Consider the following 13,227-nt stretch of genomic DNA (forward strand, 5'->3'; position numbering starts at 1 on the left):
CAATTCTGCATTGCCATTTTCCTACATTTTATGACCGCCATTTACACTTCATGCAAGTAAGTGAGGATTTCTACACCTTGGTTGTTAAAAAGGTACCCGATAAGCAGTCGAGTTTGTTCATCAACATTGGCACAAAGAAGCAACTCAATGGCGGCATTTCAACGTCATCATCGCAGCCAATTAGCATCGTTAATGCAGTAAACTCTCACGAAACCTCGACGCCAAATGACCGGGTACTTGCACGCGAATACTTCAAGTACATGGTTCATTTCTACGGCAAACACATTACAGTTTACCGTCAAAAAGTGAAGGTAGCGGACAAGAATATTGCAACACTAATGGCCACTTTGAGGAAGCAGAAAGCTTCGCTTTCCGTTCAAACCGGGTCACAAAAAGCGGCAACCAAGCAGAAGATTTCGGACACGAAAAGCTCTTTGAAGACACAGCAAACAGCACGCAAAAATGCAAAGGCATCAATCAAAACTGCCACCATTGCGCGACGGAAATACCAAAAACAACTGCAATAGCCTGAAAATATATCGTGGGTTTTTCATAGCGTATCGTGGGCTTTGCAGAAAACGCGTGGGTTAAATGACTAAAATCGTGGGTTTGGGGCCTTGCGGCCCGTGGGCGTATGGGCCTATAACGTGGGTTTGCGTCCTTAATTCCGCTATCACTACAAATCAACCCGCACTGCGGGTTCTATCACATTGTGATAGCAGATTTCTATTATGCTCTTTCAAATGGCTTGGGCTTTTCGCCCCAGCCAGACCTTTGAACCGCCCCGCCGCAAGCGGCAGTAGAAAACAGTGCACCCTTATATGGAAGGAGGAGGCAACGTGGCAACTACAATCATTCGCAACATTCGTAGTGCAGATCTAGCGGTCATCGACGACGCTGCGTCAAAAAAAGGAGTCTCAAGAGAGCAATTCCTGAGACAACTGATCCACACCTCGGCGTCGCAATATTTCAGCGATCACGACAAGGAAAGCCTGGAGGAAACGTTGCGCAAAGCCGAAACGGTGATTGCGGAATCGACAAAAGCCATTAACAGTTTCGTCGCTGTTCTTGGCAACAAACAGGAGGGGCTATGACAAAAGTTCGTAAGCACATCATGCTTGAGGACACCTCCAAGAATGGGTTGTCTTGGGAGTGGCTAGCCGACTACATGAAGGAAAATGGCATCCGTACGCTTGGTGATGGACTGCAACATCTCTTTATAGAATATCGGCAACTGCAACGGCAGGTTGCTGGTCAAGAGAACCTTGCAAAAGCAATCGCCAAGGAGGTTAAACCTCAGCTTGATCCAATTCGTATTCGGACGGGTTATGTCGATAAGAACGTGCGGGTGCTCACCAATTTACTCAACTCGTATTTGATTATCAGTGGCATGGAAGACGCGATTCCGGTGACCGATGTTATGGCGGAATCTATTACCGCAACACAGAAGCAGGTCGCAGATCAGATCCATGCTTACCAGGTCGCACGTAAGGATAAGCTAACGAGATCGACGCGGGGTGATGGTGATGAGTAAGTCACCTGGCATCGTGACCGTAATGAAATTTGTCCCAGCACCCGACAAGAAGTTCAGCGGTTACGTGAACTACATGGATAGGCCGGACGCAATGCGCGGTGATCACTTCAAGGACTGGAACGTTAACCGTTTCGACGGCTACAATCATTACATGAATAACCCAGAAAAGAGCAAAGGGCTGTTCACGGCAGGTAAGGATTCTTTAACGCAGGAGGAACGCACCGAGCTGAAACGACAGTTTGCGCTCGCACAGAAAAACGGCTCGCTAATGTGGCAAACTGTAGTGAGTTTCGATAACCGGTTTCTCGCAGACCACGGGCTTTATAATCTGCAAAGCAAGCAGCTCGACCAGGAGAAAATACAACAGACAATTCGTAATGGCATGAGTGGTCTTCTAATCAATGAAGGTTTAGCCAACACGGCGGTGTGGTCAGCATCAATTCACCTTAATACCGACAACATTCACGTGCATATTGCTTTTGTTGAACCCGAACCAACCCGCCAGAGTATCATGATTCATGATTCCGAGGGGCAGGCAAAAGAAGCGGCAAACGGAATGATTAAGCGCTCGACAATTTCCACCTTTAAGTCGTCAATCGCAAATGAGTTAATCAACCGGGATCAATCGCTTGCTCGCCTTTCCAGCCTGATCCGTAACGAACTTCCGCAGCATGACTATGACTGGGGGAAGCTCCCGAACTTTGACTTGCTGCGGCTGTACCAACAGATCTACAAGGCGCTTCCCGACGACAAGCGAAAATGGAAGTACAACATGAACGCACTTCAGGAAGTCCGGCCGCTACTAGACGCTTTTAGCTCAAAATTCATGCAGCGGTATCACGGAAGCAAGCTGCAAGAGTTTGATCAGGCACTGAAGGCTGAGACGGATTTTCGCGAGGCACTGTATGGTTCTGGTCAAGAAGGCAAGGAGGCTGGACGGGCCAAGGACTATGAACACGGTAAGTACGACGAGCTGTACGCCAGGATGGGCAACTCGATCCTGAGCGAGATGAGAAAGACAGACGACGCGGTTTATAGGAAGGATCATCCGAACGGGTTCTCCTACCACAAGGCCCAGCGTGGCCAGCCGAACCAGGGCATCTTCCAAGCCTTGTCGTCAATCCGCCGGGCTCTTTCCGGCGACATGAAGGCGCGTGCGAAAGCACAACGCGACTATGAACGAATGCAGGATGAAAAAGAAGCTGACCACCAGCGTCAGCAGAATCAGGGCTATGGCCCTGAACGATGATCGCAGCCAACCGGGTTGCGATTTTTTTGTACTCAAAAGGAGGAATGACAGATGGCAACAGAAGCAACGATTGCACCGGTCACTGATGATCAGATTCTCAAATACCTGGCCGACATTGGTGATGAGTTGACGACTAACCCGCGGGAAGGGATCTTCGTTTTGCGTAATGGCAGCATCGTCAGTGGTCAATATCAAATGGGAAACCGGGGCGTCGATCACAACGACCTTCTCGGTCTTTTCCCTGGTCTCGATGTAACCGATGGGCACGTCGAACCATGGGGCCAGGTTCATGCAGCGACGGGCGTTGTGCGCCTGGTCGCTGAGTCTGGCAAGGCACTGATTATGGAAGGCCAGAAGCTGACCGCTGCGCAACAGAAGGTCGTGCGTGATGGCAGTTATGAAGTGGCGGCAGCCACCCCGGCCGTCACCCTGGAAGCCGCAGCTAACCAATCGCAACCAAAGCCAACGAAGGCGCTCGATCCGGCAGCAGTCGTCCCAGAGGTACCACACGCAGCGAAAGGGAACCTAGATGAAATCATGATTAAGTCTGATCAGGCCAGCGCGTGGTGGTTCAAACAGCTTCGTGAACACGACGGGCAGGCACTCAAGATCACCCAGGTAGACGCCAATGGTGAAGAGCGGTTATATGCAACGCTGACGAAGAGCAGTCGCCCCAATGTAGACCTACAACTAACCAGTTTCGCAAAGGATGGAGGACCGCAAAGTCACCTGGAATTTAGCCAGGACGTGTTGAAAGAATGGGAAAACAACGCGTTACTAAGTGAATTGCCGCATTCCTCACCGGACACGCACTACCTGGCTAGTTGGCAAGAGCAGGCAGTAGAAAAGGCAAAGCCAAAGACCGCCAACAAGGGCATCACGGAGAAGATGATCTTGCACGCCAAGACCGTTTCGATTCTTGATGTTGCCGCCAAGAATGGCGTGAACTTGGTACATGACGGAGGTGATTATTGGTCTTGGGATCAGCACGATTCACTGAAAGTGAATGCCCGAAAGAACCAATTCATTTGGAACAGCCGCCAGGTAGGGGGGTCAACCATCGACTTCATGATGAAGGTTGTCGGCGTCGATAACTTCCAAAAGGCAGTGACCGCATTAAACGACGACAGTCTCTCCACCACCAAAGTGGCTGCTGAAGACCGGCAACCGTTTAAGTACGACATTCAAAACTCTCAAGATTTCACCAAGGCTCGCGATTACCTAACGCTGGCACGCGGTCTAAATCCCTCGATTGTGGATCAGCTTCACCAGCGCGGCTTCATTCAACAGGACAGCAAGGGCAACGCGGTGTTTGTCTGGGCACATGATGGTGAGCGCGTTGGCGCTTCGATTCAGGGAACGACGATCGACAAGAAACGCAACGGCCCACGCGGTACCTTCAAGCAGATTGCCAAGAACTCAGAGCAGGACTACGGTTTCAACTTCTCCATCGGTCGGCCGAAACAACTGTACGTCTTTGAGTCGCCAATCGACGCGTTATCGTACTTGAGTCTGCACCCGCAAACAAAGGACACGATGTTCTTTGCGATGGATGGACTAAAGCCGCAGACCGTCACAAAAGCAATGGCATACTTTCATTCCCGCACTGGCGCCGTTCCCGAACGGGTCGGCTTTGGTGTAGACAATGACCCAGCCGGGCACCGCTTCTTTGATGAGATGATCAACAAACACGCTTTTGTGAACGTTAAAACCGGGGAGACCCTTCCATACGGGCACTTCATGGTTGATAACCTGGCAATTCCACAGGAACGCCTAAAGGTTCTGCAACAGCAGGCCGCCACCGCTGGTGTTCCATGGGAGCCGCTCGCCGCACTGGATAAAGTAGAAACCAACTTTCATGACGACAAGGAGGTCAACAACTGGTTTGGCCTGAAAGGCGGTTTCACTCACAGCGACGGAATGGCGGCCGGTGAAGCATATGAAGAGCGTACTGGCCAGCTGGCCGGTCTCATGCACGACCTGACCGGCCAAAATGGTCTGGATTATCAGGCGCTGGTCAAGCGCCTGGATCCGGCCCTCGATCCAACCATGCAACATGCAGTGATCACCAAGATAAAGTCATATGCTGGGCAGTACGAAAGGCTGGGCGTGAAAACGGTAAGGTATGAGATCAAAGATTGGAACGACCGACTGAAGCAGGTGCAAAACGAGAGCGGGTTTCCCACCCGCGTAATCGACCGGATTTATGCCAAGAAGGACGAAGAGAACGCACTGAAGGTGATTCAAGAACGGAACCAAGATGGTGACAATCGCTTAAAAGCGGTACAGGCGAATCAGCTCAATAAGGGTCTGTTTGAGGCTGACTCACCGCAGGAGATGGCCTACCTGATCAAGACCTATGGTTATAGCGCCGTTGATAAAGAAGACGAGCGAAAGTACCAGCAAGCACCAGGCGTCAAGGCAGAGGCATCGCAAAAGCAAGCTCCGGCATTAGCTCAGCAGCCCGCACAGGCCGCCGCACAAGCAGCCGGACGATAGGGGGCCGGAAACAATGAAGACGAAGTATTTGGGCCGCCTCTTGACCTTGGGTGCGGCCCTGGTCGCACTCAGTGGCTGTAAGGCGGTGGATGGAATATCAAGCCTCCTCCCAGGAGCAACGGTGGAGAACAGTAAGGCCGACAACGCTTTAATCAAGACACCCTTCAGCATTAAAAAGTATCCGCAGAACTACATGGTGGTGAAGGACAACAAACCGGAGTTTGAGGGCGTGTTCGCGCGTACTGTTAGCCGTGACTTGAAGGAGCCTAGCTATATCACAGCGACGACTGATTACTCGACTCTTGATCGCGCCGGGAGAACCCAGGGCGTGACGGCAATCGTTACCTATCAGTCGATGATGTTTCACAACAGTAGTGTTGTCAGCCGGCCCGCCTTCCCAGAAGAAACGCGAGTTTCTGGCGAGTATTTGCATGCCAAATACACGGCAACGAAAGACTCAGTAGAGAAGGGGTGGCATGGCGGCTTCAATAACAACCGCATTGTGCAACTCACGGGGTACCGGGGATACTTGTACAACAAGTCGCACCTGGTCGCCTGGTCACTCAATGGAGACATGCAAACCCACAACGTGATTCTTGGCACGCGGGCGCAAAATGTGGGCACCAACGACATGCGTAACCCTGGCGGCATGGCTTATCCTGAGACTCTCACACGAAATTACCTGCAAGCGCACCAGGACGAAGCGGTCGCATACCAGGCCATACCCATATATAGTGGATCGGAGTTGGTACCGCGTGGCGTACACGTGATTGTGCAGTACCTCAAAAATCCGAACGGTCTGCGCCTGAACCTCTGGGTCTTTAACCAGCAGGCGGGCGTTAAAATCAACTATAAGACTGGGCAATTCAGCCTAAAATGATGACGACACCTGTTTACGCATGGTGAATGATTATGCTTCAAAATTGCATTAGTTCCGTCGCCGACGCGGGCGGCGGGGCTATTTTTTTGCCCTATTTTGAGGCCGTTGCCGCATAGTTGTTCGCCGTCTCGCACAAAAACGCGTCAGAATCGCCTCTGACGACACCAAAAAAGGCTGATATTAGTCAGCCTTTGACTGAGCCACGCTTCCGGGGTTCAGTAGCATTGATTACGTCGTTGATTGTTTGTAACGCTTGCGCCAGCGTGTCGGTTGCAACGGTCTCGATCCGCTCAAATCGCCGACGACGGAAATCAAACGTATGAAATTGAAGCGGGTTGATGTACCCTTCCGTTTTCTTCTGGTGAAGTGGAATGAGCAGTCCGGTGTCTCTGAATCGGTTGCTGTCTGCATGAGTGATCGGGCACACGACCGCAAGGCCCGTTAATTTTGCGTACTGGGCATTGCTGACGACTAGGGCTGGTCGGCGCTTCTGAATCTCCTTGCCAGCACTGGGGTCAAAACTGGCACTCACGATGTCGCCTTTGTGCGGAATGTACTCAGTCCCACTCACTATCCAGCACCTCCTGGTCACCCAGTACGTCGTTTTGCTTGAGGTCTGCTTTGAACCATTCACCTTCAAATGGGTTGCGGTGCTTTGGGGTAAAAACGATGGCTCCGTCGGCTTTACGTTGCACGTCAAATTCCTGTCCTTCTTCGACGCGAAGTTCCTTTGGTACTGTCAGCGTCACAGAGTTTCCAACTGATCTGGCTTTGACTGTCATTCTGAATCGCCCCTCTCGTATACACGTAGTATACACCTCGGCGGGTTTTCTGTCCATTATATCCTTCGGGGAACACGTTCAATCGTCATTAGCGCATAGAAAAAAGCCGCCTCAACGGCGGCATCCTATTATTGTGCTTCCCAGAAAAAGTTGGCTGGCAGGTACTCGTCTCTCTCAACCTCGTTGAGTGCGTCCCACTCTGAAGCGGCCTTTCGCAAGATTCGTTTGATTTCCCGGCCTTCGTCCGCCACCATCTCTGCTTGCCACTGTGCAGTCGCCTGATTAGCGCCGGGGTCGGTAGACTCAGTGGCTGAAGTAAACGACAAGTCTTGAACAATACCATTGAAGATGACCTCTTCAGTTGAGGTTAGGCCCTGGTCAACGACGATGTTGTAGAACTCAGCATCAAGCAGATTCCCTAAACTTTCATCTTCGCCGTTATACGCTTCTACCAGCTTTGCAAAGGTTGCGATTTCCATTTTGGTTGCCTCCTAAAATGTCGAAACGTGAGCATCTTCGATTGCGTCAAGGATTTGGGTGTAATCAGATTTAGTTGATTGCTCATAGATTCTTGAGGAATAAGGTGATGTGACCGTGACCTGAACGCTGTCTTCTTTTTCAACGGTGCTGACGGCCACCAGTCCGAACACGTATAGCCCGCATCCATCGCCGCCGAACGTCTCGCCTTCCTCACCATAATCCGCTGTGGCCATCACGCTGTAAAAATCTGCTAGTGTTCTCATGTTTGCCCTCCTTGGCTTTTGCCCGACCTTCTACTGCGCATTTGCGCCTTTCGTTGACTCTCAACGTCGTAGCCGTAACACCGGGTTCCTGGAGCAAGCAAGGGTGGGCTGAGCGCAAAAAGTTTTGCCGGGCTTGCAAAAGTTTTTCGCCCCTTGCTGGCGGAAGGGTTCCGGTGTAGCCGCGCAGCGGCGGTAGGCGGAGCGTGAGAACCAATGAAAGGCGCCAGGTCTTGCTGGCAGATCGCCAGGCGCTGCACAGCAGCGCAAGCCTTTGAAACTACCCGTTCTTGGTAGTTTCAGGCCGCCGCGCGGCCGAGGGAGCTTCTGGAGGCGACAAACGAGTGCGGCTGGGTTTTGCCGTACCGTTTACTATGCTGCATCCTTTTGATCGTTCGCTTCGTGATCTGTGTTGCCCGGAGGGCGTGAGGGGGCGTGGCCCCCGCCCTCCCAGCCGGGACGGCCGCCGCACTGCTCCCTCGGCCGCGCGGCGGCTACCCGGAGAGATGGCAATCAAATACCGTCAAACGCTTGTGGCTCTAAGCATTTGACGGCATCTGTGATATAATATAGGAAGCAGAAAAGTTAATGAGCGGTGGTATCTTCATATTCGGGAGAAGGTGAGGCTTATGGGCGTAAGGTTCATAACCTTTAATTCCAACGGAAGGAGGTACGGGTTTGCTTTTGATTGGCGCTTTGGCGACAATCACGGCCTTTGTCAGTGCGCTAGCTCTGCTTGTCCTCGCGGTAACACGATTGGTCAATGCAGTGCGCAAGCTGATGAAAGCAACCGGCTTCGGCCGGAAAAAATGAGCAAACTAAAAGCCGCTTCAACTTTGGCGAGAGGTCGCGGCTTTAGTTTGTGACTTTTGTACCACCGTTCTTTAAACGGCTTCTGCTGTGGAAGGGCACTCCTTGTGGGGTGCCTTTTCGCTTGTCTATATTATAACACGGTCTCAATGTGAAGGAAACGGGCCAGCTCCCGCTGGGCCTCTTACGCCACTTGATACACGCCGCGTGTGACACGTTCAAAATAGCGTTCGTCCTGCACCACCTGTCGGGCCTTTGCTTGCCAGTTAGGGTTTCCTTGCGCCTTGGCAGTCTTGGCCAAGGCGTCGTATAGGTCGGCCAGCTTCGTAATGCCGCGTCCCCTGACAATAGAATAGATGAGGTCCCGCCAAGTTGCGTGTGGCATGTCGGCCATTGTTCGGGTGAAGTCTTTGGTGTACTTGATGTTGACCTGCCAGATTTCGCCCTTTTTGAATACCAACAAGTGCTCGTGCGCGATAGGGACAAACGTCCCGCCGTAGCTCTTCCGCCCGCTAACAGTGTTGAACTGCTCCTTGATGAGGTGACACTCTAGGTCGCCGTACCAAGTCATGTCCTTAATAATCGAGTAGTAGTGACCTTTCTTGCGAACGTCTCCGACTAGGAAAGCATGTCGTCCGCCCTTGACCAGACTGTCGTATATCTTCTCGTTGATAATGTCTAGCTCCTTGATGAAGTCCGCGTAGGGCATGGCATTTGATAGGTCGTCCGGGTCGTAGGCGCCGCGTTGGGTCGCGTAGTCGATGATGTCCCAGTACGGCGGGTGCGAGAACACAAGGTCTGACTGCACCGGCATGTCGTCCTTGAGCGCGTCCCAGCCGGTCAATAGGTCTAGGTGAACACTGTCAGTGAGGCCAAGGTCGGTAGCTACGTCCTTGCCCGTGCCGCCACCGCTAAAGACCTCCACAAATTTCTTCGGCCGATACGTCTCTAGTAAGTCTTTGATGACGTGGCCTGATACGTTACCTCGGTAACTGCTCTTGCCCCACCGGCCCCGGTCTTGGTAACTTAGAATGCTTGATTTCAATGGCATTTTTGCTCACGCTCCTAACATTGCTTGGTCAAATACCGCTTTCAGGTCGGGGGCCAAAAGTCCGCCGTCGGGCCCGGCCAGCGCCGCTAGCGTGGCCCGATTGACGGCCTCCAGCTCTTGCTGGCTGGCCTTACTAGGGTTGATGCCCAGCTCAATGCACAACAAGGCCGATACGTACCATTCACGGTTTCCCTTGTTGAACTCCACCAGCGTCTTGTAATAGGCATTAACCATGCTGACGCTAACGCTGTCCGCGACAACCTCCTCTAGCTGTTTGGTGAGGAGCTTCTTGTAGTGTTTTTTGGGTACCACGGTTTCATTCCAGCAGTACGTCATGTCCTGCATGGTCTGGGCCAGCTTGTCGGCTGGTTGCTTCACAACGTCCTCGTATACCGTCTTCATACTGTCCGCCTCCTATCCGATGTAGTCCATGCCGATGATTACGTGCTCTGGGTTGTCGGCCTGTGCAACGTTCACACCGTACTCGTCTGGCCGTCGAACGGATTGTGCAAGAATGCTCTGCTTGCCCGCTTTAAGAGCCTCTAGCTCATTGCGTGCGCTGACGTGTTCCGACCAGTCGGCCTGCTCTCCCAGAATTTGATACCCGCAATAGATGATATATGATTTCATGATTATCCCTCCTAGGCCATGTGGGCGTTGCTCTTGATTGAGTACGCGTCTTCCGGCGATACGACCAGACTATCTAACATTTTGATACCCACAACGTTCCCGGCTAGCTCCATTGCTTGCATCTGCTGGCGGTCTGCGTCCGATGGGGTGCAATCACCGCTGGGGTGGTTGTGAGCCATGATGAAGCTCACGGCGTTGCACAACAGCGCTGATTGTAAGATTTCGCGTGGTGCGGCAAGGGCCTTGTTGACTGTGCCAGTGAACACGCGTTGGGCGGCGATGACTTGGTTCTTAGTATCTAGGAACATTGCCAACAGACTCTCGCTGGCATCGTCGCCGATGATTTGTTGGGCCACGTATGTTGCCGTGAGCTCGCCAAGGATAGGAACCCCGGCCCATGACAGCGGTATTTTCGTTTGCACCAGTTTCACAGATGTTACCATAACCGCATTTTGAGTTACTTTGATTGTCGTCTTCATCAGATTACCTCCTGGGCTTCCGGCCCGACCTTCTACTGCGCATTTGCGCTTTTCTTCATCTCTCGACGTCGTAGCCGTAACACCGGGTTCCTGGAACCGGCAAGGGTGGGCTGAGCGCAAAAAGTTTTGCCGGGTTTGCAAAAGTTTTTCGCCCCTTGCCGGTGGAAGGGTTCCGGTGTAGCCGCGAAGCGGCGTTAGGCGTAGCGCGAGAGATGAAGAAAAGCGCGGCGGGCTTCTGGCGGTACGCCAGGCACTGCGAAGCAGGGCAAGCACTGATCACTCCTTCTGGATTCTTGCAAGACCGCAAAACAGCAGTAGGAGACTAAAGTAACCGTGGCGTGCGCAAGGGCCCCCTGGGCGCGCCGCCACATAACGTTGAACAGCCTACACTCGGTTTGTGAGTGCAGGCTGTGGCCTGGCTTGAAGGATCAAAAAAAGAGAACCACCATCCTGGTCTTCTCAACCTGGGCACCGGTTCTCGTTTCTGTAATCAGTCCTTGAGGTGATCTCTCTTGATGATTCGGTAGACAGTACTGCGCGCGACGCCGATTCTTCGCGCAACTTCCTTTGTGGGCACGCCTTCGCCAACAAGCTTCACCAGCTGCTCGTAGGCCAAACGATTCTTGGCGTTCTGAACGTCGGCGGAGTACAAGATTCGGCCACCTTTATACGCGCCGCGTTTCTTAGCTTCGGCGATGCCTTCTTGTTGCCGCTCCAGAATCTTTCTGCGCTCTTCCTCGGCCTGGTATTTGTTCAGCTCCAGGAAAATGTTGATGATCAGGCGGCGCAAGTTAGGTTCCTTGATCTCGCTAAAAGTAGGCAAACTCAAGATGTTCAGCATAGCGCCTTTGCTGTTGATGATCCCGATGACCTGGCTCAGCTCAGCGTTATTGCGACCCAGGCGATCTACGCTAAGCACCGCCACCTCGTCGCCTTCATGGATGTAATCAAGCATCGCCCTGAGCTGCGGCCGCTCCAGGTTCTTGCCGCTTAGCTTGTCGGCAAATACCTTCGTGACGCCCGCCTGGTCAAAGGCGGCAAATTGACGCGCCAAATTTTGATCTGTCGTGCTGACTCGCGCATAACCAACTTTGGCCATTAGTGTCCACCTCTCTGCTTAGCGTGCAAGTCGTGGTTGAGGCCGGCCTGCTGCAAGGCTAGCTCGGTCGCGAGTAGCCGATTGATAAGTTCCGAAGTTCGTTCGCCACTTGTGCTTTTGACCTGGTCTAGCACTAAGCGCTGCTCAGGCGTCATTGTGACCTTAAGCTGTGTATTCGTTGCCTTGATTGCCAAAGTTACCCCACCTTTCAGCACAACTTTGGGCCGAGTTGGCCCACTTTGTCTAAATCTCCTCAAGCTCGATGTTGTGTAGGTTCGCGTGCGGGTGATCTTTACGATAAGCCTTGTACGCTTCCGTGCGATTGAGACCGCGATATTGGCCAGCGGGTTTGCGGTATTCTCGTTCAGTACCATCCTTTTGCGTGCGTCGCGTGACCTTGATTGCCTGGTACTTTCTGGGCTTCAGCACCGGGGCCTGGTCTGTTGGTACATACACAGGTTTGTCTTCTTTGCTTAGCGCCTCATAGGCTGGACGCAGCACTTCTGTTTCCAGCAATGGCGGGTGTCCTTCCTCCCAGGGCTGATCTTCAACCAGAGAAAGATTACCGCTCACCACTTCGGTCTGCTGGGTTGGCCAGTACCCCCGGCCAGCGCCTTCCCATCTAATAATAGGTTCTTCAGAGAACGGGCTGAAGAACTCATTTTCCCGTCGTGTCAGTGCCGCAGCACTGTAACAAACCTTGAACCTTGGCTGATAGCCAAACTGCTTCTCCAGCTCCGCTTCGATTTCAGCGCGTTTCTCCACCGGATAGGCGCGGAATATGCGGCTCTCCGTATGCAGCCTCGGCAGCTTTGATTCCCATTGCCACCAGGCGTCCAGGTGGTCACTTGCAAGCGTTTCGCGTTGGTGCCAATCAAAGCTAAACGGATCCAGCTTGCTTCGGTCTGGTGTTTTGACGAGGAACTTGCCTTCAAAGGAGGCCGTGATAACGTCCGCCGACTCAATCACATCAAAGCCTCGCGGAGGCTGATCATCTGATGAGTGCCCGATAACCCCGGCATACAGATCCAACGGCCGGATCGCCTCTGCCTCACGTTCCTTCAATGCTGCGCGCTGGCTTTGTACCATTTTCTCAACTGCAACGAGATCGTCAGCCGTGGCGTATCGTTGGATGAAGCGCTTGGTTGCACTTCGATCGCTAGCAATCCGGGTCGCTTCTCGGTGAGCTGCGTTCCATTTCTGCTGCTTACTGATTGTTTTCGCCAATGCCTTCACTCCCGTCGTTGTGTTCTGATTAAGCGATTCCGACTATTTACTTCTATTATAGATGGGGTTCTCCGATAAGTACATACACATGTACCTAACCGTGGAAATTTCTTTTTCTTTGATAATACACCCTGGTGGGACACGATAAACGTTAATTTGACGGGTTCCGAAAATGTCCCACCAGGGTATACCCTGGTGGGACTGAGCTTCAGCAGCTGGACGCGGCACTACCGGGCTGCATAATCTT

Annotated in this window: 16 protein-coding genes and 1 pseudogene; 7 read left to right on the plus strand and 10 right to left on the minus strand. The window is 52.6% G+C overall.

What is annotated here, in order from left to right; genetic code table 11:
* From LE416_RS12925 to LE416_RS12950, 6 genes and pseudogenes are all read left to right on the plus strand, one after another.
* Nucleotides 1-527: pseudogene (locus LE416_RS12925) on the plus strand (hypothetical protein); the annotation flags it as partial.
* 312 nt (nucleotides 528-839) lie between these two features.
* Complete coding sequence (locus LE416_RS12930) at nucleotides 840-1,094, plus strand: hypothetical protein (protein ID WP_054663354.1); 255 nt, start codon at nucleotides 840-842, stop codon at nucleotides 1,092-1,094.
* Nucleotides 1,091-1,534 carry a hypothetical protein gene (locus tag LE416_RS12935; RefSeq protein WP_125706256.1) on the plus strand — a complete coding sequence of 148 codons (444 nt, stop codon included), beginning with the start codon at nucleotides 1,091-1,093 and terminating at the stop codon, nucleotides 1,532-1,534. The genes LE416_RS12930 and LE416_RS12935 overlap by 4 nt, the downstream gene beginning before the upstream one ends.
* A complete protein-coding gene (gene mobP2, locus LE416_RS12940) occupies nucleotides 1,527-2,783 on the plus strand; it encodes a MobP2 family relaxase (RefSeq protein WP_225049389.1) in 1,257 nt (418 codons plus the stop codon). Before LE416_RS12935 ends, mobP2 begins: the two co-directional genes overlap by 8 nt.
* Nucleotides 2,784-2,834: 51 nt before the next feature.
* Nucleotides 2,835-5,282, plus strand: a complete 2,448-nt coding sequence (locus tag LE416_RS12945; protein WP_225049390.1) for a DUF3991 and TOPRIM domain-containing protein — start codon at nucleotides 2,835-2,837, stop codon at nucleotides 5,280-5,282.
* A gap of 13 nt (nucleotides 5,283-5,295) precedes the next feature.
* Complete coding sequence (locus LE416_RS12950; RefSeq protein ID WP_225049391.1) at nucleotides 5,296-6,162, plus strand: DNA/RNA non-specific endonuclease; 867 nt, start codon at nucleotides 5,296-5,298, stop codon at nucleotides 6,160-6,162.
* A 184-nt stretch (nucleotides 6,163-6,346) separates the two neighbouring features.
* On the opposite strand, the gene LE416_RS12955 is transcribed toward LE416_RS12950, so the two are convergent.
* The 4 genes from LE416_RS12955 to LE416_RS12970 all read right to left on the minus strand — a co-directional run bounded on the left by LE416_RS12955 (nucleotide 6,347) and on the right by LE416_RS12970 (nucleotide 7,687).
* Nucleotides 6,347-6,733, minus strand: coding sequence for a type II toxin-antitoxin system PemK/MazF family toxin (locus LE416_RS12955; RefSeq protein ID WP_054663366.1), 387 nt, complete (start codon nucleotides 6,731-6,733; stop codon nucleotides 6,347-6,349).
* Entirely contained in the window at nucleotides 6,720-6,944 is a 225-nt protein-coding gene (gene mazE / locus LE416_RS12960; protein ID WP_054663376.1) for a type II toxin-antitoxin system PemI/MazE family antitoxin, read from the minus strand. The genes LE416_RS12955 and mazE overlap by 14 nt, the downstream gene beginning before the upstream one ends.
* Before the next feature lie 128 nt (nucleotides 6,945-7,072).
* A complete protein-coding gene (locus tag LE416_RS12965) occupies nucleotides 7,073-7,423 on the minus strand; it encodes a hypothetical protein (RefSeq protein ID WP_054663369.1) in 351 nt (116 codons plus the stop codon).
* Nucleotides 7,424-7,435: 12 nt separating this feature from the next.
* Nucleotides 7,436-7,687, minus strand: a complete 252-nt coding sequence (locus LE416_RS12970) for a hypothetical protein (RefSeq protein ID WP_054663372.1) — start codon at nucleotides 7,685-7,687, stop codon at nucleotides 7,436-7,438.
* Between the two features lie 675 nt (nucleotides 7,688-8,362).
* On the opposite strand from LE416_RS12970, the gene LE416_RS13155 reads away from it, so the two are divergent.
* Nucleotides 8,363-8,497, plus strand: coding sequence for a hypothetical protein (locus LE416_RS13155; RefSeq protein ID WP_257793773.1), 135 nt, complete (start codon nucleotides 8,363-8,365; stop codon nucleotides 8,495-8,497).
* A gap of 181 nt (nucleotides 8,498-8,678) precedes the next feature.
* On the opposite strand, the gene LE416_RS12975 is transcribed toward LE416_RS13155, so the two are convergent.
* The 6 genes from LE416_RS12975 to LE416_RS13000 form a co-directional block, all read right to left on the minus strand.
* Nucleotides 8,679-9,545, minus strand: a complete 867-nt coding sequence (locus LE416_RS12975; RefSeq protein ID WP_225049392.1) for a hypothetical protein — start codon at nucleotides 9,543-9,545, stop codon at nucleotides 8,679-8,681.
* A 6-nt stretch (nucleotides 9,546-9,551) separates the two neighbouring features.
* Nucleotides 9,552-9,947, minus strand: a complete 396-nt coding sequence (locus LE416_RS12980; RefSeq protein ID WP_125706267.1) for a hypothetical protein — start codon at nucleotides 9,945-9,947, stop codon at nucleotides 9,552-9,554.
* A 12-nt stretch (nucleotides 9,948-9,959) separates the two neighbouring features.
* The gene (locus LE416_RS12985; protein ID WP_125706269.1) at nucleotides 9,960-10,175 is read right to left on the minus strand and encodes a hypothetical protein; all 216 of its coding nucleotides are present in this window, start codon (nucleotides 10,173-10,175) and stop codon (nucleotides 9,960-9,962) included.
* 11 nt (nucleotides 10,176-10,186) lie between these two features.
* Nucleotides 10,187-10,654 carry a JAB domain-containing protein gene (locus LE416_RS12990; protein WP_225049393.1) on the minus strand — a complete coding sequence of 156 codons (468 nt, stop codon included), beginning with the start codon at nucleotides 10,652-10,654 and terminating at the stop codon, nucleotides 10,187-10,189.
* Nucleotides 10,655-11,144: 490 nt separating this feature from the next.
* Complete coding sequence (locus LE416_RS12995) at nucleotides 11,145-11,753, minus strand: recombinase family protein (RefSeq protein WP_054664864.1); 609 nt, start codon at nucleotides 11,751-11,753, stop codon at nucleotides 11,145-11,147.
* A gap of 243 nt (nucleotides 11,754-11,996) precedes the next feature.
* Nucleotides 11,997-12,980: a hypothetical protein gene (locus LE416_RS13000; RefSeq protein WP_225049394.1), complete on the minus strand. Its 984-nt coding sequence runs from the start codon at nucleotides 12,978-12,980 to the stop codon at nucleotides 11,997-11,999.
* Nucleotides 12,981-13,227: the final 247 nt, after the last annotated feature.

The sequence above is a fragment of the Lacticaseibacillus kribbianus genome (assembly GCF_020180945.1).
Classification (GTDB): Bacteria; Bacillota; Bacilli; order Lactobacillales; family Lactobacillaceae; genus Lacticaseibacillus; species Lacticaseibacillus kribbianus.